This is a genomic window from Plantibacter cousiniae (nom. nud.) (genome assembly GCF_977070315.1).
The window spans coordinates 1-21,055 of the sequence record NZ_CDRVEU010000003.1 but is presented as its reverse complement, the minus strand read 5'-3'; the positions used below and the strand labels follow the sequence as shown (position 1 = coordinate 21,055).

General features: G+C 59.9%; 22 protein-coding genes. 12 read left to right on the top strand and 10 right to left on the bottom strand.

Annotation, left to right across the window (positions count from 1 at the left end; genetic code table 11):
- Positions 1–382 precede the first annotated feature (382 nt).
- Positions 383–916 carry an REP-associated tyrosine transposase gene (locus tag ACW55A_RS06905; protein WP_058417403.1) on the top strand — a complete coding sequence of 178 codons (534 nt, stop codon included), beginning with the start codon at positions 383–385 and terminating at the stop codon, positions 914–916.
- A 114-nt stretch (positions 917–1,030) separates the two neighbouring features.
- On the opposite strand, the gene ACW55A_RS06900 is transcribed toward ACW55A_RS06905, so the two are convergent.
- The gene (locus ACW55A_RS06900) at positions 1,031–1,819 is read right to left on the bottom strand and encodes a dienelactone hydrolase family protein (RefSeq protein WP_003363262.1); all 789 of its coding nucleotides are present in this window, start codon (positions 1,817–1,819) and stop codon (positions 1,031–1,033) included.
- Positions 1,820–1,992: 173 nt separating this feature from the next.
- On the opposite strand from ACW55A_RS06900, the gene ACW55A_RS06895 reads away from it, so the two are divergent.
- The 3 genes from ACW55A_RS06895 to ACW55A_RS06885 are packed head-to-tail and all read left to right on the top strand — an operon-like array spanning position 1,993 to position 4,391.
- Positions 1,993–2,343 carry a hypothetical protein gene (locus ACW55A_RS06895; RefSeq protein ID WP_455809486.1) on the top strand — a complete coding sequence of 117 codons (351 nt, stop codon included), beginning with the start codon at positions 1,993–1,995 and terminating at the stop codon, positions 2,341–2,343.
- A 27-nt stretch (positions 2,344–2,370) separates the two neighbouring features.
- Positions 2,371–3,048 (top strand): response regulator, encoded by a 678-nt coding sequence (locus ACW55A_RS06890; RefSeq protein ID WP_003407750.1) that lies wholly within the window; start codon positions 2,371–2,373, stop codon positions 3,046–3,048.
- Positions 3,045–4,391 carry an ATP-binding protein gene (locus ACW55A_RS06885; protein WP_003434355.1) on the top strand — a complete coding sequence of 449 codons (1,347 nt, stop codon included), beginning with the start codon at positions 3,045–3,047 and terminating at the stop codon, positions 4,389–4,391. Before ACW55A_RS06890 ends, ACW55A_RS06885 begins: the two co-directional genes overlap by 4 nt.
- Before the next feature lie 80 nt (positions 4,392–4,471).
- On the opposite strand, the gene ACW55A_RS06880 is transcribed toward ACW55A_RS06885, so the two are convergent.
- Positions 4,472–4,603 carry a hypothetical protein gene (locus ACW55A_RS06880; protein WP_269458020.1) on the bottom strand — a complete coding sequence of 44 codons (132 nt, stop codon included), beginning with the start codon at positions 4,601–4,603 and terminating at the stop codon, positions 4,472–4,474.
- A gap of 249 nt (positions 4,604–4,852) precedes the next feature.
- Here ACW55A_RS06880 and ACW55A_RS06875 point away from each other — a divergent pair, with 249 nt between their 5' ends.
- A complete protein-coding gene (locus ACW55A_RS06875; protein ID WP_455809484.1) occupies positions 4,853–6,205 on the top strand; it encodes a dicarboxylate/amino acid:cation symporter in 1,353 nt (450 codons plus the stop codon).
- 66 nt (positions 6,206–6,271) lie between these two features.
- Here the strand turns inward: ACW55A_RS06875 and ACW55A_RS06870 are convergent, their stop codons facing one another.
- Positions 6,272–6,766, bottom strand: a complete 495-nt coding sequence (locus ACW55A_RS06870) for a SprT family zinc-dependent metalloprotease (protein WP_003434357.1) — start codon at positions 6,764–6,766, stop codon at positions 6,272–6,274.
- 194 nt (positions 6,767–6,960) lie between these two features.
- Here ACW55A_RS06870 and ttcA point away from each other — a divergent pair, with 194 nt between their 5' ends.
- Entirely contained in the window at positions 6,961–7,785 is an 825-nt protein-coding gene (gene ttcA, locus ACW55A_RS06865) for a tRNA 2-thiocytidine(32) synthetase TtcA (RefSeq protein ID WP_003363253.1), read from the top strand.
- A gap of 6 nt (positions 7,786–7,791) precedes the next feature.
- Here ttcA and ACW55A_RS06860 read toward each other — a convergent pair whose 3' ends face one another.
- From ACW55A_RS06860 to arsC, 3 genes are all read right to left on the bottom strand, one after another.
- The gene (locus tag ACW55A_RS06860; RefSeq protein ID WP_455809483.1) at positions 7,792–8,463 is read right to left on the bottom strand and encodes a DNA-3-methyladenine glycosylase I; all 672 of its coding nucleotides are present in this window, start codon (positions 8,461–8,463) and stop codon (positions 7,792–7,794) included.
- A 99-nt stretch (positions 8,464–8,562) separates the two neighbouring features.
- Entirely contained in the window at positions 8,563–9,168 is a 606-nt protein-coding gene (wrbA, locus tag ACW55A_RS06855) for an NAD(P)H:quinone oxidoreductase (RefSeq protein WP_003434363.1), read from the bottom strand.
- Positions 9,165–9,518: an arsenate reductase (glutaredoxin) gene (gene arsC, locus ACW55A_RS06850; protein ID WP_003314592.1), complete on the bottom strand. Its 354-nt coding sequence runs from the start codon at positions 9,516–9,518 to the stop codon at positions 9,165–9,167. Before arsC ends, wrbA begins: the two co-directional genes overlap by 4 nt.
- Before the next feature lie 192 nt (positions 9,519–9,710).
- Between arsC and ACW55A_RS06845 the strand changes: the two genes are divergently transcribed.
- Complete coding sequence (locus tag ACW55A_RS06845) at positions 9,711–10,115, top strand: TlpA disulfide reductase family protein (RefSeq protein ID WP_003434365.1); 405 nt, start codon at positions 9,711–9,713, stop codon at positions 10,113–10,115.
- Between the two features lie 168 nt (positions 10,116–10,283).
- Here ACW55A_RS06845 and ACW55A_RS06840 read toward each other — a convergent pair whose 3' ends face one another.
- From ACW55A_RS06840 to ACW55A_RS06830, 3 genes are all read right to left on the bottom strand, one after another.
- On the bottom strand, positions 10,284–10,691 hold the full coding sequence (locus ACW55A_RS06840; RefSeq protein ID WP_003363249.1) for an META domain-containing protein: 408 nt from the start codon (positions 10,689–10,691) through the stop codon (positions 10,284–10,286).
- On the bottom strand, positions 10,688–11,125 hold the full coding sequence (locus ACW55A_RS06835; RefSeq protein ID WP_024661367.1) for a hypothetical protein: 438 nt from the start codon (positions 11,123–11,125) through the stop codon (positions 10,688–10,690). The genes ACW55A_RS06840 and ACW55A_RS06835 overlap by 4 nt, the downstream gene beginning before the upstream one ends.
- A gap of 80 nt (positions 11,126–11,205) precedes the next feature.
- Positions 11,206–13,959 carry a response regulator gene (locus ACW55A_RS06830; protein WP_498810957.1) on the bottom strand — a complete coding sequence of 918 codons (2,754 nt, stop codon included), beginning with the start codon at positions 13,957–13,959 and terminating at the stop codon, positions 11,206–11,208.
- Positions 13,960–14,170: 211 nt separating this feature from the next.
- Between ACW55A_RS06830 and cysM the strand changes: the two genes are divergently transcribed.
- The 5 genes from cysM to ACW55A_RS06805 all read left to right on the top strand — a co-directional run bounded on the left by cysM (position 14,171) and on the right by ACW55A_RS06805 (position 20,298).
- Positions 14,171–15,112, top strand: a complete 942-nt coding sequence (cysM, locus tag ACW55A_RS06825; protein ID WP_499140261.1) for a cysteine synthase CysM — start codon at positions 14,171–14,173, stop codon at positions 15,110–15,112.
- Positions 15,112–16,467 (top strand): 23S rRNA (uracil(1939)-C(5))-methyltransferase RlmD, encoded by a 1,356-nt coding sequence (gene rlmD / locus ACW55A_RS06820; RefSeq protein WP_054080840.1) that lies wholly within the window; start codon positions 15,112–15,114, stop codon positions 16,465–16,467. The genes cysM and rlmD overlap by 1 nt, the downstream gene beginning before the upstream one ends.
- Before the next feature lie 156 nt (positions 16,468–16,623).
- Entirely contained in the window at positions 16,624–18,867 is a 2,244-nt protein-coding gene (relA, locus tag ACW55A_RS06815) for a GTP diphosphokinase (protein ID WP_248680919.1), read from the top strand.
- A gap of 27 nt (positions 18,868–18,894) precedes the next feature.
- A complete protein-coding gene (mazG, locus tag ACW55A_RS06810) occupies positions 18,895–19,728 on the top strand; it encodes a nucleoside triphosphate pyrophosphohydrolase (RefSeq protein ID WP_003349676.1) in 834 nt (277 codons plus the stop codon).
- Positions 19,729–19,758: 30 nt separating this feature from the next.
- On the top strand, positions 19,759–20,298 hold the full coding sequence (locus ACW55A_RS06805) for a DUF2058 domain-containing protein (protein WP_003349677.1): 540 nt from the start codon (positions 19,759–19,761) through the stop codon (positions 20,296–20,298).
- A 78-nt stretch (positions 20,299–20,376) separates the two neighbouring features.
- On the opposite strand, the gene ACW55A_RS06800 is transcribed toward ACW55A_RS06805, so the two are convergent.
- Positions 20,377–20,556 carry a hypothetical protein gene (locus ACW55A_RS06800; protein ID WP_002554613.1) on the bottom strand — a complete coding sequence of 60 codons (180 nt, stop codon included), beginning with the start codon at positions 20,554–20,556 and terminating at the stop codon, positions 20,377–20,379.
- Positions 20,557–21,055: the final 499 nt, after the last annotated feature.

Here is a 21,055-nt window from a genome sequence, read left to right as displayed (position 1 = left end):
ACCTCGACTATCGTGCGATGCTCCGCGTCGCATGACTTTCCTGACGCTCCGCGTCCTCTTGCGACGCAGAGCGTCGAGAACTGCATTCCCACGCAGGAGCGTGCGGAACGATCATCGCAACTATCGCGCGACGCTCTGCATCGCATGCCTTTCCGGACGCTCCGCGTCCTCTTGCGACGCAGAGCGTCGAGAACTGCATTCCCACGCTGGAGCGTGAGGAACGATCATCGCAACTATCGTGCGACGCTCTGCGTCGCATGCCTTTCCGGGCGCTCTGCGTCCTCTTGGCGGTGCATAGCAAAAAACTGGTCACACTTTCATTATTTCCACGTACTCGGTCGGAAGGTACTTTTCACGGCTCTGATGATTCAAGGATGAACACATGGGCCGGAGTAGATACACCATCACCGAACCTGAGAAGCCTCATTTCCTGACGTGCACGGTGGTGGAGTGGTTACCGCTTTTTACCCGGCCTGTTCTGGTAGACATTCTGTTCAACGCCTGGCGCTACCAACAGGCTCATCAAGGACTGCAGCTCTTCGGGTATGTCGTACTGGAAAACCATTTGCACTTCGTGGCCCAAGCGCCCGCCTTGGACAAATGTGTGAGTAGTTTCAAGTCATTTACGGCTCGACAGATAATCGAAGCACTTAAGAACGCCAACGCCGAGAGCACGCTGGAGCGTCTGCGATTCGTCAAGCGTCTGCACAAGAGTGACAGGGTTTATCAGGTCTGGCAGGAAGGGGCTCATGCGGAGCTGGTGTGGAATGAAGCGGTTATGCGGCAGAAGCTCGATTACATTCACCACAACCCGGTAAAGAGAGGCTATGTGGACATCGGTGAGCACTGGAGATACTCCAGCGCTCGCGATTATGAGGGGCAGCGCGGTTTGATCGATATTCAGCGCTGGTATTGACGCATAGCGTGCGGAGCGATGACCTCAACTATCGTGCGTCGCTCCGCGTCGCATGCCTTTCCGGACGCTCCGCGTCCTCCCCGTTTCGGGCGGACGCGGAGTTTCAGTTATCGCTCAACCAAATATCTTTTTGAAAAACACTTTCATGTCCGCCCAGGAGCTCTCATCGGCAGCCTTGTCGTAGCCGATGTCCGGGCCGCCGTGTTCGCCGTGGCTGAGGCGGTCGGCGTCGGGGTTGGTGAAGCCGTGTTTGGCGCCGTCGATGCTGACGAATTTGTAGTCAGCCTTGGCATCGTCCATTTCCTTCTTGAACGCGGTGACGTTTTCAGGGGTGACCATGCTGTCCTTGGCGCCGTGCTCGACCAGCATTGGCACCTTGATACCCGGTTTCGCCGGGGTGTTGGTGACCAGTGCGCCGTGGAAACTTACCACGCCCAGCAGCGGCTCATCGCGGCGTGCCGCGTCGAGCACGATCTTGCCGCCGAAGCAGTAACCGATCGCGGCGATCTTTTTCGGATCGGTCTGAGGCTGCTGCTTCAATTGCTCCAGCCCGGCGTCAAAACGCTTGTCTGCGGCATCGCTGTCCTTCAACGCGGCCTGCATGAAGGCCATCGCGTCCTTCGGGTGCTCGGTGTTCTTGCCTTCGCCGTACATATCGATGGCCATTGCGCTGTAACCCAGTGCAGCCAGATCGCGAGCGCGGCGCTTGGCGTAGTCGTTCAGGCCCCACCATTCATGAACCACCAGAACGCCAGGGCGCGGGCCTTTTACCGCGTCGTCGTAAGCGTAATAGCCCACCAGCTTGGTGCCGTCGGCACTTTTATAATCGATCTGCTCGGTCTTGATCGCCGCCTGGGCGAGGCCGGTCAGGCCCATCATGATCATTGCAATCCACACACGCATGGTCAGCTCCTTGTTGATGTTTTGAAGTGGCAAACAACGATAGCCGATTCTGCTGCACAGGGTGCGGATGACTGTTCAGCGCCGGTTCATGCAGTGTTCAGTCGGGGTTCAGCCCGGCGCGATTACTGTTGGCCCATACCTTGACAGCGTCCCCGAGCGCAAAAGGAGTCGATATGTTGAATCTCAACAAGTTTTTCCTGGCCCTGGCTTTTCTGGGCGGCAGTGCTGCGGTGCAGGCGGGTGATGGTCGGCTTGACGTGGCCCGTATCGAGTTCAGCAAGACCAGCGAAAGGCTTGACGATACCAACAGCTGGGGACACGCGCTCGGGGAGCAGGCGCATTCCAACGTCTCGGCGGGGACGCTTTATTCGCCACCGGTTTACGGCAGCCTGACGGGCACTCACAATGGTGCGCCTGCCAGCCGCGAAATCCTGCTGGGCAGCTATGATGTGACACAGCACGTGCCCGTCAGCGCCCGCCTGTTGAGTACTGATGCGACGATGTCGTTTCATTCTTTGTCTTGAGGCTGCGATTGTGCCTGGGAGAGCTGCATGAAGTTGTTGGTAGTTGAGGATGAAGCGCTGCTGCGCCACCACCTGCGAACCCGTCTGACCGAAGCCGGGCATGTGGTGGAAGCGGTGGCCAACGCTGAAGAGGCGTTGTATCAGGTCGCGCAATTCAATCATGACCTGGCGGTGATCGACCTGGGCCTGCCGGGCATCGGCGGCCTGGACCTGATTCGCCAGCTGCGCACATTGGGCAAGGCGTTTCCGATTCTGATCCTGACCGCGCGTGGCAACTGGCAGGACAAGGTCGAAGGCCTGGCTGCCGGTGCTGACGACTACGTGGTCAAACCTTTCCAGTTCGAAGAGCTGGAGGCACGGCTGAATGCCTTGTTACGGCGTTCCAGCGGCTTCATCCAGTCAACCATCACGGCTGGCCCGCTGTTGCTGGACCTCAATCGCAAGCACGCCGCCCTGGCCGAGCAGCCCTTGGCGCTGACGGCCTACGAATACCGAATTCTCGAGTACCTGATGCTCCATCATCAGCAAGTGGTGCCCAAGGAGCGCCTGATGGAGCAGCTGTACCCCGATGACGACGAGCGCGACCCGAACGTGATCGAAGTGCTGGTCGGTCGTCTGCGTCGCAAACTGGACAGCAGCGTGGCCTTCAAACCTATCGAAACCGTGCGCGGCATGGGCTATCTGTTCAATGAGCGCTGTACGTGATTCGTTCGCTTCGCCTGCGCCTGATGCTGGGCGCCGCCACGCTGGCGGTGATCTTCATGCTGCTGATGCTGCCTGCGCTGCAGGGGGCGTTCAGCCTGGCGCTGCGCGGAGCGATCGAGCAACGCCTGGCTTCTGATGTAACGACCATGATTTCGGCGGCTCGCGTCGAAAACGACCATCTGTTGATGCCCTCAGTATTGCCGGGCGAACAATTCAATCTGCCCGGCAGCCGACTGCTGGGTTACATCTATAACCGCCAGGGGCAGATGGTCTGGCGCTCGTTGTCGACCGAAGGCGAAAACATCGACTACCGCCCGCAATACGACGGGCAGGGCAGCGAGTTCACCAAGATCAAGGAAATCAATGGCGATGAGTATTTCGTCTATGACGTCGAGATCCGGCTGCTCGGCGGGCGCAATGCCGCGTTCAGTATCGTTGCCGTGCAGCCGTTGCGCGGCTATCAGGAAACCATCGACGGTTTGCGCCGCAAGCTCTATCTGGGCTTTGGCGCAGCACTGGCGGTGCTGCTCGGGTTGCTGTGGATGGGCCTGACCTGGGGGCTGCGGGCCTTGCGCGGCTTGAGCCAGGAACTGGATCAAGTGGAAGCCGGTGCGCGCGACAGCCTCAGCGAAGAACACCCCAGCGAACTGCTGCGCCTGACCGATTCGCTCAACCGCCTGTTGCGCAGCGAGCGGGAGCAACGGATCCGTTACCGCGATTCTCTGGATGACCTGGCGCATAGCCTGAAAACCCCGCTGGCGGTCTTGCAGGGCGTAAGCGAGAACATCGCCAAGCGTCCCGAGGATGTCGAGCAGGCGTGGGTGCTGCAATCGCAGATCGAACGCATGAGCCAGCAGATCGGCTATCAACTGCAGCGGGCCAGCCTGCGCAAAAGCGGTCTGGTGCGCCATCACGTGATGTTGCGGCCTGTGGTCGAAAGCCTGTGCAACACGCTGGACAAGGTGTATCGCGACAAACAGGTCAAGGCCACGCTGGACCTCCCCGAGCACTGCCAGGTGCACATGGAGGAGGGCGCGCTGCTGGAAATGCTCGGCAACCTGCTGGAAAACGCCTATCGGCTGTGCCTGAGCGAAGTGCGCGTGAGCTTTACCCGCTCAGCGGACGGCGATGAACTGTGCGTCGAAGACGACGGCCCCGGCGTCCCGCAGAGCCAGCGTGCCCGCATTCTCGAACGCGGCGAACGGCTGGACCGCCAGAACCCCGGGCAAGGCATCGGCCTGGCGGTGGTCAAGGACATCATCGAAAGCTACGGCGCGCAACTGACGCTGGGCGATTCCCCATTGGGTGGCGCGGCGTTCAGGATTCATTTTCTGGCGCAGTGAGGGTGTGTTCGCCCCAGTTTCAAGAGCGGACGCAGAGCGTCCATAACGGCGTGCCAACGCGGAGCATTGGCACGATAGTGTTAACACACCTGTCGCTCCTCATGCTCCAGCGTGGCAATGCCGTTGGTGACGCTCTGCGTCACACCTTTGCGCGTCACCGAGCACTCCAGTCGCCACAGAAAAAAGGCGGATACCCGCCACTGTGTGCGCATTTTTCCCACCATACGGCGGAAAACCGCCACCTCTCTTGTCGAATCCCTACTACCGTTACCAGTGTGCGCCTTGTATTGCGGGGTTTTGATATCAAAATGATTCTATGGCACGCGTATTGCTACCTACATGGCAGAGGCCTGCCTTGCGCAGCTCGACAAAACAAATCCCTCCAGTGCAGGAGGGTTAGCGCTTTATAGGCTCGCGTGCATCAGGTGAAGATGCCGACGACGCCCTTGAGGAAAACTGCAATGACGACTCGTCAGCCCATCTACAAATCCCTCTATTTTCAGGTAATCGTAGCGATTGTCATCGGTATCCTGATCGGTCACTTCTATCCGGACACCGGCAAGGCGTTAAAACCGCTGGGTGACGGGTTCATCAAACTGATCAAGATGGTCATTGCCCCGATCATCTTCTGTACCGTTGTCAGCGGCATCGCCGGCATGCAGAGCATGAAGTCGGTCGGCAAGACCGGCGGCTACGCGCTGCTGTACTTCGAGATCGTTTCGACCATCGCCCTGCTGATCGGTCTGATCGTGGTCAACGTGGTTCAGCCGGGTGTCGGCATGAACATTGACGTCAGCACGCTCGACGCTTCGAAGATCGCCGCCTACGTCACTGCCGGTCAGGATCAGAGCATCGTCGGCTTTATCCTTAACGTGATTCCGAACACCATCGTCGGTGCGTTTGCCAACGGCGATATCCTGCAAGTGCTGATGTTCTCGGTTATCTTCGGCTTCGCGCTGCATCGCCTGGGTGCCTACGGCAAGCCGGTTCTGGACTTCATTGATCGCTTCGCCCACGTGATGTTCAACATCATCAACATGATCATGAAACTGGCCCCGCTGGGTGCGTTCGGTGCCATGGCCTTCACCATCGGTGCCTATGGCGTCAGCTCGCTGGTGCAGCTGGGTCAGTTGATGATCTGCTTCTACATCACCTGCGTTCTGTTCATCGTGTTTGTACTGGGCGCGATCGCCCGCGCTCACGGCTTCAGCATCTTCAAGCTGATTCGCTACATCCGTGAAGAGCTGTTGATCGTACTGGGTACTTCTTCTTCGGAGTCGGCCTTGCCGCGTATGCTGATCAAGATGGAGCGCCTGGGTGCCAAGAAGTCTGTGGTTGGTCTGGTTATCCCGACGGGCTACTCGTTCAACCTGGACGGTACGTCGATCTACCTGACTATGGCTGCCGTGTTCATAGCTCAGGCGACCAACACGCACATGGACATCATGCACCAGATCACCCTGTTGCTGGTGTTGCTGCTGTCGTCCAAAGGTGCTGCCGGCGTAACCGGTAGCGGCTTCATCGTACTGGCTGCGACCCTGTCGGCAGTAGGCCACCTGCCGGTTGCCGGTCTGGCGCTGATTCTGGGTATCGACCGCTTCATGTCCGAAGCCCGCGCCCTGACCAACCTGGTCGGTAACGCCGTTGCTACCGTTGTGGTTGCCAAGTGGGTCGGCGAGCTGGACACCGACAAGCTGCAGTCCGAGCTGGCTTCCGGTGGCTCTGCCATTCTGGAAACCCGTCCTGAAGACGACCTCGGCGTTGCCGAAGGCCCGACTCCAGCGGCTGCGGTGAACACCACCAAGACCGTCTGATAACCTTCAGGCCATAAAAAACCCATCTTCGGATGGGTTTTTTTATGCCTGCAGTTTGCAGGAGGATTATTCCGTGCGCGTCTCGCCGCTGAACACCAGAGGCTCGCGGCAGCGACGGCACAGGTAGCGCCGGCCCTTGCGGACCATGCCGTGACGCTGCGCGGTGAACGGAAAGTCGCTGTCGGGGCACGGGCAGCGGTAGATGTAACGGATCACACTGCGCCGTTTGATCGCATAGGTATGGCAGCGATTGGGCGGCAGCTCATAGACGCCGCGCATGATCAATTGCCATTCTTCGCCGTGCGGCTGAATGCTGCCACCGAACAACTGGTGGGCAATCAGGTGCGCAACCTCGTGGGGCACGGTCTGGCGCAGGAAGTCTTCGGCGTTTTCCTTGTAGAGCTGCGGGTTGAAGCGCAACAGGTTTTCATGCAGATGAGCGACACCGGCCTTCTGACCGCGCAACTGGAAACTGACCACCGGGCGTTTGAAGGTGCGCTTGAAGAAGGCTTCGGCTTGTTGGTAACAGGTCTCGACGCGTGAATTGAGTTGTTCGGGCATGCTGTGGGGTTCTCCAGTGCGCCAAGTATGCCGCAATGTGGCTAAGCTCTGAACACGCCAGCCGCCCGGTGGTCATTTTTGATCCAGTGTGGTCGCCTGTCTGAACAGTACGAGCGCAGCATATTTAACCAATGGTCGGTTACGGGTAAAATGTCCGGCTTTTCTCAAGCTACCGTCAGCGGATATTTCCATACATGGGCACCCTTTCAGTCAATCAGAACAAACTGCAGAAACGTCTGCGTCGGCTGGCCGGCGAAGCGGTTGCCGACTTCAACATGATCGAAGAGGGTGACAAGGTCATGGTCTGCCTGTCCGGCGGCAAGGACAGTTACACCATGCTCGATGTGCTGATGCACTTGCAGAAGGTCGCGCCGATCAAGTTCGACATCGTGGCGGTCAACATGGACCAGAAGCAGCCCGGTTTCCCTGAGCACGTGCTGCCTGCCTACCTGAAAGAACTGGGTATCGAGTACCACATCGTCGAGAAAGACACGTATTCAGTGGTCAAGGAATTGATCCCCGAAGGCAAGACCACCTGCTCGCTGTGTTCACGGCTGCGTCGCGGCACGCTTTACACTTTCGCTGACGAGATCGGTGCCACCAAGATGGCGCTCGGGCACCACCGCGACGACATCGTCGAGACATTCTTTCTCAACATGTTCTTCAATGGCTCATTGAAGGCCATGCCGCCCAAGCTGCGGGCCGATGACGGCCGCAACGTGGTGATTCGTCCGTTGGCGTACTGCCATGAAAAGGACATTCAGGCCTATTCGGATTTCAAACAGTTTCCGATCATCCCGTGCAACCTGTGCGGCTCGCAGGAGAACCTGCAGCGTCAGGTGGTCAAGGAGATGCTCCAGGACTGGGAGCGCAAGACGCCAGGCCGGACGGAGAGCATCTTCCGCGCCCTGCAGAACGTGCAGCCCTCGCAGTTGGCCGACCGCAACCTGTTCGATTTCAGCAACCTGCGCATCGACGAAACCGCTGCGTCGCGGTTCGTCAATGTGGTCAATCTCTGACGGTACTCAGTGGTTGACGGTGAACGCCAGCATGGCTGACAGCTGGCACATCGGCCGACCGCTTTCTGTGTGCCACTGGTTGAAGACGTCCTGCACGATCGCCTGATCGCGTTTGCTGCTTGGTACACGGTCGACGATATCCTGCGCGTTCAGGGCGGCAACCACATCCCAGGTCGGAATGAAGGTGTCCTTGCCGATCATGCGCAGAAAGCGCGGCGCTGACAGGCCGCCCATCTGGTTACCGTGTTTGGCGATGTACTGCCACAGGCCTGTGATGTTATCGACTGGCCACTCAGCGATGAACTTGCCGAAACTGCCATGCTCCTGCTCGATGTCCAGAATCAGTTGTGCATTGCGCGGCACGCTCTTGAGCTTGCCCAGATGACGAATGATGCGCGCGTCCTGCATCAGCCGTTCCAGATGATCGGCGCCCATCAGCACGACTTTCTCCGGGTCGAAGCGAAAGAACACTTCTTCGAACGCTGGCCACTTGGCGTCCACCAGGCTGTGTTTCAGGCCTGCGCGGAAAACCCGCAGGGCCATGGTCGACAGATAGCGGTCGGCGCTGATGGCTTGCAGTTGTTTGGGGGTTTTGGGGGAGGGCAGATGAGCTTCCAGAGCTTTGGCGGAGCCGAATCGATTCAGGCAATACTCGTTCAGCCATTTGTAGTCGTGCATCGGTTCTCCAAAGAAATTCAACAGGCAGGACAAGGGGTCAGACCGACCCTTGCCCTGCAAGTTTACGATTTAACTGAAAGCATCCGGCGCTCTGCCGATTCAGCTGCGCGGCGCGTCCAGTTGCACTGCGGTCTTGGCCAGACGCTGGCCCAGCGCGCGGCACAGGTCGGTTTCATGACGGTCCAGCGCGCGCTTGCCATCGGCACCGGCGTGATGGCTGGGACCGTAGGGCGTGCCACCCCCGGTGGTTTCCAGCAGCGCCGATTCGCTGTAGGGCAGGCCCATGATCAGCATGCCGTGGTGCAGCAGCGGCAGCAGCATCGACATCAACGTGGTTTCCTGACCACCGTGCAGGCTGGCGGTGGAGGTAAAGACGCCAGCGGGTTTGCCGACCAGTGCGCCGGTCAGCCACAGGTTGCTGGTGGCGTCGAGGAAGTATTTCAGCGGTGCGGCCATGTTGCCGAAGCGTGTCGGGCTGCCCAGCGCCAGGCCGGAGCAGTTTTTCAGGTCGTCGAGGGTCGCGTACAGCGCACCGCTTTCCGGAATCTCGGGGGCGGTCGCTTCGCAGTCGGCGGAAACGGCAGGTACGGTGCGCAGCCGTGCTTCCATGCCGCCCAGTTCGATGCCGCGGGCAACCTGCCGGGCCATTTCGCTGGTGGAGCCGTTGCGGCTGTAATAAAGGACCAGAATGTAGGGTGTGCTCACGGCAGCAGCTCCAGAATGTTCTCGGGTGGGCGGCCAATGACAGCCTTGTCGCCAGCGACCAGAATCGGTCGTTCGATCAGTTTGGGGTGAGCGGCCATGGCGGCGATCAGTTGCTCGTCGCTCAGGCTCGGGTCGGCCAGATTGAGTTGCTTGTAATCGTCCTCGCCGGTACGCAGCAGTTGCCGGGCACCGATGCCCAGCTTGCCGAGCAGGTCGCGCACACGGTCGGCGTCGGGCGGGGTTTCCAGGTACAGGACGATGTCCGGCGTCAGGCCGCGGGCCTGAAGCAGTTCCAGCGCGCCGCGGGATTTGCTGCAGCGCGGGTTGTGATACAGCGTCAGATCGGTCATTTGCACGTCGCATCTTGTGTGGGGTGGCGTATTCTAACCAGCGATGGCACTGTCCGACATATCAGATGGTCAATAGTCGTGGCTTGGGTATAAGTAATTGCAGGTTGAACGGGGCGAGGAAACAGGCAAATGGCAAGGCGATTAACAGCAGCGGTAATACTTTTCGGCAGTTTGCTGCTCAGCGGATGTGGCGTGGACCTGGGCACAGATCAGAATGGCCAGAAGGTCGCCAGCGAACGCATCAAAGGGCACTGGCTGGTGGTCAACTACTGGGCCGAATGGTGTGGCCCTTGCCGTACCGAGGTTCCGGAGTTCAATGCATTGTCCGAGCAGCTCAAGGACAAGAAGGTCACCGTGCTGGGGGTCAACTTCGACAACCTGCAGGGCGACGAGCTGAAAAGCGCTGCCAATGCACTGGGCATCAAATTCACCGTGCTCGCCCAGGACCCGGCCGAGCAATACAGCCTGCCGCCCTCCGAGGCACTGCCGGTGACCTACATCATCGACGACAAGGGCAAGATGCGCGAACAACTGCTGGGCGAGCAGTCAGCCGCCACCGTGATCCAGAAGCTCAAGACGTTGCGCGGTGAGGGGTAATCGGATCGGTTCTGGGCGCTCTGCGTCTAAAGAGGACGCGGAGCGTCCAGAACGGCATGCGACGCGGAGCGTCGCACGATAGTGATCGTTCCCTGCGCTCCAGCGTGGGAATGCAGTTCTGGACGCTACGCGTCGCAAGTTACGCTGAGCTTCGGCACGATAGTTATATCAGCTGTCTTCCAGCCAGAAACGCAATGGCTTGCCCTGCGTTGGCCACAGACGCAACTGCTCGATGGGCGAGATATCCCAGCGCTGCACACTGCTGATCGCCTTGATAAAGCGCTGTTCCTGCTCCATCAACGCCGGCGCGCACATCTTGCGCGTCTTGCCCACCGGACCGAAACTGATGCTGTGATCGTTCAGCGTATAGGGCGCAAACCAGTGGTTGCAGCCCGCATTGCCATACGCACGGCCATCGGCACCCAGCGTCATGGTCAAGCGACTGTTATCGATCAGCGGGCGTTCGCCTATCCACTCCGTTACATAACTGTGATCCTGCTGGATCGGCAGCGTGTCAGCGGTACAACCGGCCAGCAGCGCGCCGCCGATCAGGCTCAGGAGCGCAAACTGTTTCATGCCGCTTTCTCCTGGCACTTCTTGCAGAAATGCTTCTCGCCCTCGGTTTTCCAGCCCAGCTCCGCGATGCGCGCGGTAGCGGCCGGTTTCTGCGCCTTGACGCCCAGTTTGCTCTCTACCATGAACTCGAAGTTCAGTTCGGCGGCGCAGCTGTCGCAATTCACTTTCCACTGATGAATCGCCAACTCGTCGAATACCGGGCCTTTGGCCACCGCAATCCACTGGCCGGGCGGGTTGATCAGGTGCCGGACTTTTTCGACGGTAAGGCGCATGTGCAGGCTTTTGCTGCCTTTGATGGTCACTAATAACTGGTCGTTATCGTGAATCGAGCCGCCGTTGCCGGTGACCTGGTAGCGACCGGGTGCCAGCGTGCGGCATTCGGTCAGCGTGTGCTGGGGGTTGAGCATGCTGTAGCGAAAATCGTGTTCGACCATGGGTCCTCCAAAATTGCGCGCATCCTAACATGCTCTGTCCACGCTGGAGTGTCAGGCACGACAGGCGTCCCGTCGCGCGCTCACGCCATGACCCGCGCCTCGGCTTCCAGGCGAATGATGGCCTTGTCCAGATCGTCCAGAGCCGCTTCGGTGTGCGGCGCATTTTGCTTGAGCAGGGTTTCGGCGCGCTGGCAGGCGCTGCGCAGCTGGGGAACACCGCAATAACGTGTTGCGCCGTGCAGACGGTGGATGCGCTCGATCAAGGCGTGTACATCCTGACTGGCGCGCGCCACACGAATGGCTTCGCGGTCGGCGTCCAGTGAAGCCAGCAGCATGGCCAGCATGTCGGCGGCGAGATCCGCCTTGCCCGCGGCCAGGCGCAACCCCTCCTCATGATCCAGCACCAGCGGCCCTACGTGGACCTCAGGCGCTTCATTCTGGCGTTCCGGCGCAGGATTGCGCAGCGCCAGCCCTGTCCACTTGAGGACCACCTGCGCCAGTTGCCGTTCGCTGATCGGCTTGGTCAGGTAGTCGTCCATACCGCTTTGCAGCAGCGAGCGTTTTTCGTTGGCCATCGCATGGGCGGTAAGGGCCACGATTGGCAGTGAGCTCTGGTTGCGTTCGGCCTCCCAGGTGCGGATCGCCTCGGTGGCCTGACGACCGTCCATGCCGGGCATTTGCACGTCCATCAACACCAGGTCGAACGCTTCTTGCTGTACGGCGTTGACCGCTGCGTAACCACCCTCGACAGCGACCACTTCAGCGCCCATGTCTTCGAGCAGGGTCTGTACCAGCAGCAGGTTGGCCGGGTTGTCATCCACGCACAGCATTCGCGGCGCGCGGCTCGACAATGGCGGACCGATGTCGGCACGCACCGCTCGCGGCGCGATCAGCTCGGACAGGGCTTTTTGCAGTTTGCGGGTGCAGGCGGGCTTGGCCTGCAGTTGCGTGTAGACATCGTGGACCGCCAGCTGGAACAGCGCATGCTCGGTGGTCGGGCACAACACCATGACCTTGCAGTTGAGGTTTTCCAGGTCCCAGATGTGCTGGCGCAGCCGTTCCGGAGAGATTTCCAGCGCCGTCACGCCAAGTACCGCCAGATCGATGGCCGCTGGCGTCTCGTGCGCTGCGGTCACGCCGTTGAGCAGGTTTTCCAGATTATTGAACACGATGGTCTGCAGGCCGCAGTCTTCCAGCTGATGCTCCAGCGCCTGGCGCGCCAGGTCATGATGTTCAAGCACTGCGGCGCGCAGGCCTCCGAGCGGAATATTGAGTGATTCTTCCTTGTCTTCGCGGGCCTTGGGCAGTTTCAGGCTGATCCAGAATTCCGAACCTTCGCCCGGTGTGCTGTCGACACCGATTTCGCCGCCCATCTGTTCGATCAGGCGTTTGGAGATCACCAGACCCAGTCCGGTACCGCCCGGTTGGCGCGAGAGCGAGTTGTCGGCCTGGCTGAAGGCCTGGAACAGTGCCCGCACATCCTGACTGGACAGGCCGATCCCGGTGTCCTGCACGCTGATGCGCAGTTGCGCGTGCTCTTCGGTTTCATCCTCGAGCATGGCGCGCGCGACTATCGTGCCTTCGCGGGTGAACTTGATCGCGTTGCTGACCAGGTTGGTCAGAATCTGCCGCAGACGCAGCGGGTCGCCGGACAGCGCCAATGGCGTATCGCGGTACACCAGACTGACCAGCTCCAGCTGTTTGGCGTGCGCCGCCGGGGCGAGGATGGTCAAGGTGTCCTGCAACAGGTCGCGCAGGTTGAACGGGATGTTATCGAGCACCAGCTTGCCGGCCTCGATTTTCGAGAAGTCGAGAATCTCGTTGATGATGCTCAGCAGGTTGTCGGCGGACTTCTCGATGGTGCCCAGGTAGTCGAACTGGCGCGGGGTCAGCTCGCTTTTCTGCAATAAATGTGTGAAGCCCAGAATGCCATTGAGCGGCGTGCGGATTTCATGGCTCATGTTGGCCAGGAATTCGGACTTGATCCGGCTTGCTTCAAGCGCTTCCTTGCGTGCCAGGTCGAGTTCGATGTTCTGGATTTCGATGGTCTCCAGATTCTGCCGGACATCCTCGGTTGCCTGATCGATGCTCAGTTGCAGTTCTTCCTGTGCGTTCTGCAGCGTTGCCGCCATGCGGTTGATGCCCGACGCCAGCTCATCCAGCTCCCGGCTGCCCAGCGGTGGCAGGCGGGTTTCCAGATTGCCGTCCTTGAGTTGCGACACGGCCTGCTTGATCTGGCTCATCGGCCCGTTGATGGTGCGGCTCATGCGTACCGCGAGGGTCGCGGTAAACGCCAGCCCGGTGAGGATCAGCAGCAGGCTGGCAAACAGGCTCCGGTAACCGCGCAGCAGCGTGCCGTTATGGGAGATTTCAAGTTCGACCCAGCCCAGCAGGGTGTCGGCTTCGGCAGGAATGATCGGACTGGTCAGATGCCGTTGACTGCCGAAGACCGGCAGCAGGTAGCGCGTGGCGTCGGTGCCGGTCGAGCTGAGCAATTGCGAGCCGCTGCCAATCGGCGACGGGCTGATCATGGTCGGCCCGGCGTGGGCCAACTCCGTGCGATCGGTGTCGAGAAACGACACGGCGCGCACGTCGGTCTGCTCCAGCGTCTGGGTGGCAATGCGACTGAGCAGCACTTTATCCTTGCGCCCCAGTGCATTGGCGGCAAGCGGCGTAAGGTCCTGGGCAATCATTTCGCCGCGTTGCAGCAACTGGCTTTGCAGTTCGCTCAACTGCATCCAGGTGAAATAACCACCGAGCATCGCCGCCATCAGGCTGGCAGGCAGAATAGTCAGTAGCAGCACACGGCCTTTTATACCCAGCTTGGTCAGCACGCTCTTCCTCCGGCAACACGTATCAGTCCGTCGATATCAGGCATCGGCTGCCTTGCTGTATCGGCACAAGGGGATGAGTTTAGCCATTTACCGTCGGCATGGGCACCTAACTCTCTGTGCTGAGCAGGGCAGCAGTGGAAAAATCAGCGTTTATTCTTTTTGGGAATAAGTAGCGCACTTTGCGTGATATGGGCTTTGGCCGTTTGCCGTTATGATAGGCACCCCCCGCAGTCTGGATTGCGAAGACGCCATGACCCTGCAGTATCAAACCATTGCCGATTGCGTCGGCAACACCCCGCTGGTGCGTCTGCAACGCATGGCGGGCAACACCAGCAATACCCTCCTGTTGAAACTCGAAGGTAACAACCCCGCTGGCTCGGTAAAAGACCGCCCAGCCTTGTCGATGATCACCCGAGCCGAGTTGCGCGGCCAGATCCATCCGGGTGACACGCTGATCGAAGCCACCTCCGGCAATACCGGAATCGCGCTGGCCATGGCCGCGGCGATCAAGGGCTACCGGATGATTCTGATCATGCCGGACAACTCCAGTGCCGAACGCAAGGCCGCCATGACTGCCTATGGCGCCGAGCTGATTTCGGTCAGCAAGGACCAGGGCATGGAAGGCGCCCGTGATCTGGCCGAGCGCATGCAGGCCGAAGGCCGCGGCAAAGTGCTCGATCAGTTCGCCAATGGCGACAATCCCGAGGCGCATTACACGTCCACCGGTCCGGAAATCTGGCGGCAGACGGGCGGTACCGTGACCCATTTCGTCAGCTCGATGGGCACCACCGGCACCATCATGGGCACCTCGCGCTACCTCAAGGAGCAGAATCCGGACGTGCAGATCGTCGGTCTGCAACCGATGGAGGGCGCTTCGATCCCCGGTATTCGCCGCTGGCCGCATGAATACCTGCCGAAAATCTATCAGTCGGACCGTGTCGACCGCATCATCGACATGGGCCAGACCGAAGCCGAAGACACCATGCGCCGACTGGCGCGCGAAGAAGGCATCTTCTGTGGCGTGTCGTCCGGTGGCTCGGTCGCCGGGGCGTTGCGTATTTCCCAGGAAGTCGAAAACGCCGTGATTGTGGCGATCATCTGTGACCGAGGCGACCGTTACCTGTCGACCGGCGTCTATGATTCGCCCAACTGATGGCCAAGCACGAAAGAGGTTTGCGCTTTCAGCCTGCGGGCGGCGTTAAAACCGTACAGATTCCTGCCGGTAAAAAGCAGCGGCTGACCATCGAGCGGCTGTCCGACGACGGTCGTGGTATCGCTTTTCTCGAGGGTAAAACCTGGTTTGTCGCGGGCAGTCTGGCCGGCGAAGAGGTCGAGGCGCGCGTGCTCAATGCGCGCGGCAAGGTCGTCGAGGCGCGCACCGAGCGGGTCTTCACCGCCAGCACCATGCGTCGCGCTCCGGCCTGTGAGTATTTCGGTCGCTGTGGCGGCTGCAGTGTTCAGCATGTGCCCCACGAAGAACAGCTTGCCCTGAAACAGCGCATGCTCGCCGAGCAATTGTTGCGCGTGGCGAATGCTGTGCCGGATGAATGGGCGGCACCTTTGAGCGGTGCCGAGCTGGCCTATCGCCGACGCGCGCGGGTCGCTGTTCGCTGGGATGCCAAGGCCAAAAGGCTGGACGTGGGGTTCCGCGCAGCCGCCAGTCAGGACATCGTCAGCATCGAACACTGTCCGGTGCTGGTACAGGCCTTGCAACCCATCATGAATGAGTTGCCTGGCATGCTGAAAAACTTCAGCAAACCGCAGGCGCTGGGTCACGTCGAGTTGTTCAGTGGGGTTGCGACTGCCGTGTTGTTGCGCCACACCGCGCCGCTTGCCGAGGTCGACCTGGCGCTGTTGCAGGCGTTTTGCTCCAAGCACGGCGCGCAGCTGTGGCTGCATGGCGAGGGCGAGCCCCAACCGGCCAGCCCCGGCGATACGCTGGGTTACCGGCTGGAGCCGTGGAACCTGCAACTGGCCTGGCGACCGGGAGATTTCATTCAGGTCAATGCGGCGGTCAACACCGCGATGATCGAGCAGGCCCTGCAATGGCTGGCGCCTGCAAAAGACGAACGTGTCATGGACCTGTTCTGTGGTCTGGGCAATTTCGCCTTGCCGCTGGCGGGTCTGGCCAGGGAAGTGGTGGCGGTCGAAGGCGTTGCGACCATGGTCGAGCGTGCAGCCGTCAACGCAATGAGTAATGATCTGCACAATGTGCAGTTTTTTCAGGCGGATCTTTCCCAGCCGCTGACACATGCCGACTGGGCGGCAGAAGGGTTTTCTGCGGTACTCTTGGACCCACCGCGTGACGGGGCCTTTGAAGTGGTCCGCCAGATCAGAAAGACGGGGGCCCGGCGACTGCTTTATGTTTCATGTAATCCGGCAACTTTGGCTCGTGACACGGTCGAACTGATCAGTCAGGGCTACCGATTAAAACGTGCCGGAATCCTCGATATGTTTCCTCAGACGGCGCATGTCGAGGCGATGGCTTTATTTGAAATGAGTAAGTGAGCGGCGTTCACTGGAACGAGTTCGTTGCTGACAGGGAATCTCATTTAATCCGACTGGCCCGCGAATGCCGGTCCTTGCTTGCCCGGCAAGTGGCATTCGCTCAGAAGGCTGGCGACTGATGGCGCTTTTCATCGCGCCTTAGGGAAGGTAAGCAGCATGGTACAGGTGAGAGCGAACCAGCCGATAAACACAGACGGCAGTATCAATCTCGACGCGTGGCTCGATCATATTGTCAGCGTCGACCTGGTCCTGGACCGGGAAGTCATGAAAAAGGCCTGTGAGTTTGCCCGGGAAGCCGAGCAGACCGACAAGGCCCACAAGAATCATTGGGCAGAGGGCACCTCCAGTTTCCAGACCGGTCTGGAGATCGCGGAGATTCTGGCTGACCTCAAGCTGGATCAGGACTCACTGGTCGCTGCGGTCATTTACCGTGGTGTGCGTGAAGGTCTCGTTGCGCTGTCGGACGTCGAGCAGCGCTTTGGCGCAACGGTCGCCAAACTCATCGACGGCGTGCTGCGCATGGCCGCGATCAGCGCCAGCCTCAGCCCTCGCCAGTCTCTGGTACTCGGCAGTCAGGCGCAGGTCGAAAACCTGCGCAAGATGCTGGTGGCGATGGTCGACGACGTTCGTGTTGCGCTGATCAAACTGGCCGAACGTACCTGCGCGATTCGTGCTGTGAAGAACGCCGACGACGAAAAACGCAACCGTGTGGCCCGCGAAGTCTTTGACATCTATGCACCGCTGGCCCACCGCCTGGGTATCGGGCACATCAAGTGGGAGCTGGAAGACCTGTCCTTCCGCTACCTGGAGCCCGATCAGTACAAGCAGATCGCCAAGCTGTTGCATGAGCGCAGGCTGGACCGCGAGCGCTTCATCAGCGACGTCATGTCCCAGCTCGACAACGAGCTGCAGGCTACCGGCGTGACCGCTGACATCAGTGGCCGTGCCAAGCATATCTATTCCATCTGGCGCAAAATGCAGCGCAAGGGCCTGGCGTTCAGCCAGATCTATGACGTGCGTGCGCTGCGTGTGCTGGTCCCGGAAATGCGCGATTGCTACACCGCGCTGGGTATCGTGCACACGTTATGGCGGCATATTCCCAAAGAGTTCGACGATTACATCGCCAACCCCAAGGAAAACGGCTATCGCTCGCTGCACACCGCCGTGATCGGGCCGGAAGGCAAGGTGCTGGAAGTGCAGATCCGCACCCACGCCATGCATGAAGAGGCCGAGTTGGGCGTTTGTGCGCACTGGCGCTATAAAGGCACCGACGTCAAATCCGGCTCCAATCATTACGAAGAGAAGATTTCCTGGCTGCGTCAGGTGCTCGAATGGCATGAAGAGCTGGGCGACATCGGCGGTCTGGCAGACCAACTGCGGGTTGATATCGAGCCTGACCGCGTCTACGTCTTCACCCCTGACGGCCATGCCATCGACCTGCCCAAGGGCGCGACACCACTGGACTTCGCCTATCGGGTGCACACCGAAATCGGCCATAACTGCCGGGGTGCAAAGATCAATGGCCGCATCGTCCCGCTCAACTACAGCCTGCAGACCGGCGAGCAGGTCGAGATCATCACCAGCAAGCACGGTACGCCGAGCCGCGACTGGCTGAACTCGAACCTGGGGTACATCACCACCTCGCGCGCGCGGGCCAAGATCGTTCACTGGTTCAAGTTGCAGGCCCGCGATCAGAACGTCGCCGCCGGCAGAACCCTGATCGAACGCGAACTGGCGCGCCTGGCGTTGCCGCAGGTCGATTTCGACAAGCTGGCGGAAAAGGCCAATCACAAGACCGCCGACGACATGTTCGCGGCCTTGGGCGCAGGCGACCTGCGTCTGGCGCAACTGGTCAATCTGGCCCAGCAGCAGGTCGAGCCTGATCGTGTCAATGAACAGCTGGAACTGATCCCGCGCAAGGCCACCGGCTACAAGCCCGGCAAGCGGGGGGATATTCAGATTCAGGGCGTTGGCAACCTGATGACGCAGATGGCCGGCTGCTGCCAGCCGCTGCCGGGCGATGCCATCGTCGGTTATATCACCCAGGGTCGTGGCGTCAGCATCCACCGTCAGGATTGCGCTTCGGTGCTGCAACTGGGCGGTCGCGAGCCTGAACGGATCATTCAGGTCAGCTGGGGACCGGTGCCGGTGCTCACCTATCCGGTGGACATCATCATTCGCGCCTACGACCGTTCCGGCTTGCTGCGGGATGTCACCCAGGTGCTGCTCAACGAGCGGATCAACGTGCTGGCGGTCAACACCCGTTCGAACAAGGAAGACAATACTGCGCTTATGTCCCTGACCATCGAGATTCCAGGTCTGGACGCGCTGGGGCGGTTGCTGGGGCGTATTTCCCAGTTGCCGAACATCATTGAAACGCGCAGGAACAGGACGCCATAAGCGTTGCCTGCGCTCACAGGGAGCCCCATGCATACAGTTCAAGACCTGCTGAACCTCATGGCCCGGCTGCGTGATCCGCAGTTCGGCTGCCCGTGGGACCTGAAGCAGACCTACGCCAGCATCGTGCCGCACACGCTGGAAGAAGCCTATGAAGTGGCCGACGCCATCGAACAGGGCGACCTCGACCATCTGAAGGGTGAGTTGGGTGACCTGCTGTTTCAGGTGGTCTTCTATGCGCAGTTGGCCAAAGAGGAAGGCCGGTTTGAGTTCGACGACGTCATCGACGGTATTACCCGCAAGTTGCTGCGTCGCCATCCGCACGTGTTTCCGACTGGCGAGCTGTACGCGCCGGCAGAAACGCCACGCCTGACCGACGAGCAGGTCAATCTTCGTTGGGACGAAATCAAGGCCGAGGAGCGTGCCGAGAAGGCCGGTGTGCCCGAGCAGTTGTCGCTGCTCGACGACGTGCCCCGGGCCTTGCCCGCGTTGAGTCGGGCAGCCAAACTGCAGAAGCGTGCGGCGCAGGTGGGTTTCGACTGGCCCGCGGCATTGCCGGTGGTCGACAAGGTGCGTGAAGAACTCGATGAAATTCTCGAGGCCATGGTCGACAATGACGCCGAGGGCATTGCCGAGGAAGTCGGCGACCTGCTGTTCAGCGTCGTCAACCTGGCCCGACACCTCAAGGTCGACCCGGAAACTGCGCTACGCTCGGCCAATAGCAAGTTCGACAGACGCTTCCGATTCATTGAACAGGCTTTGCGCCACCTGCAGCGTCCTATCGAAGCGTGCTCGCTCGAAGAAATGGATGCGTTGTGGGGCGAAGCCAAACGTCAGGAAAAGAGCACACCCGGCTGCGGCTGAGTGTGCGGTAACGGTATAAGTGAGTAGACAATGAGCCTTTCCCTTCGCGATCAGTTGCTCAAGGCAGGTCTGGTCAACCAAAAGCAGGCCAAGCAGGTCGGCAAAGAAAAGCAGAAAGAGCAGCGTCTGGTGCACAAGGGTCAGGCGCAGGCCGATGACTCGCAAAAGCGTGCGGCCCAGGAGGCCATGGCCGAGAAGGCCAAACGTGATCAGGAGCTGAACCGTCAGCAGCAGGAGAAGGTCGAGCAGAAGGCCCGCGCCGCTCAGGTCAAGCAACTGATCGAAGTGTCGCGCCTGCCCAAGCTGATCACCGAGGATTACTACAACTTCGTTGACGACAAGAAGGTAAAACGCATCCCGGTCAACGCCATGGTGCGCAACAAGCTCAGCAGCGGTTCACTGGCCATCGTTCACCACGGCGGCGGTTACGAGATCATTCCGCGGGAGGCTGCGCTGAAGATCCAGGAGCGTGACCCGCGTCGTATCGTGCTGCTCAACACCCCGACCGAAGCGCCGGATGCAGACGACCCGTATGCGGCGTATCAGGTGCCTGACGATCTGATGTGGTAAGCCCACAGCGCTGTCATTGAGTTATCAAAACAAAACCCGCATTCAGCGGGTTTTGTCTTTTCCTGTTCTTGGATTTGTTCAGTGGTTGCCCTGGCTTTCCAGCGCTTCCAGTTCTTCCTTATAGCGAAGGGCATCGGACTCAACGTGGAACATGCCTACCAGTTGGTCCTGTTGGTGCACGTCCCAGATCTGGATGCCGTCGGCAACGGCTTCGTGAGAGAGGTGGGCGTCGTCGCGTTCAGTAACTCTGACAGTCATAGTAGTAAGCTCCTGACTTTGATGGCCTGAATGGTTAGGCCTCTGGATACTGCGGCGATGTGTCGCAGGACTCTTTTATAGGATTTGTTAGCTGCCTAAGTAAATAGCCTGTTCAGGTTCCCCGGTGGTCATAAACTCATCGATCCTCTGCAGCCCTTGCATGACGCGGCTTACAGCGCAGTGGTGGCAAAATGAAGGATGTTTCATGTGCTTCTAGCCTGTCCGAACGCGCGTGTAAACGCCGTTCCAGACGCTCCGCGTCCTCTTGACGACGCAGAGCGTCGAGAACTGCATTCCCACGCTGGAGCGTGAGGAACGATCATCGCAACATCGTGCCGATGCTCCGCGCTTCTGCCCGTAGGGCGTGGGAGTGAGCTTGCTCACGAAGGGCAGGTGCAGGCGCGACTACCGTGCGGCGCTCTGCGTCCTCTTGACGACGCAGAGCGTCGAGAACTGCATTCCCACGCTGGAGCGTGAGGAACGATCATCGCAACATCGT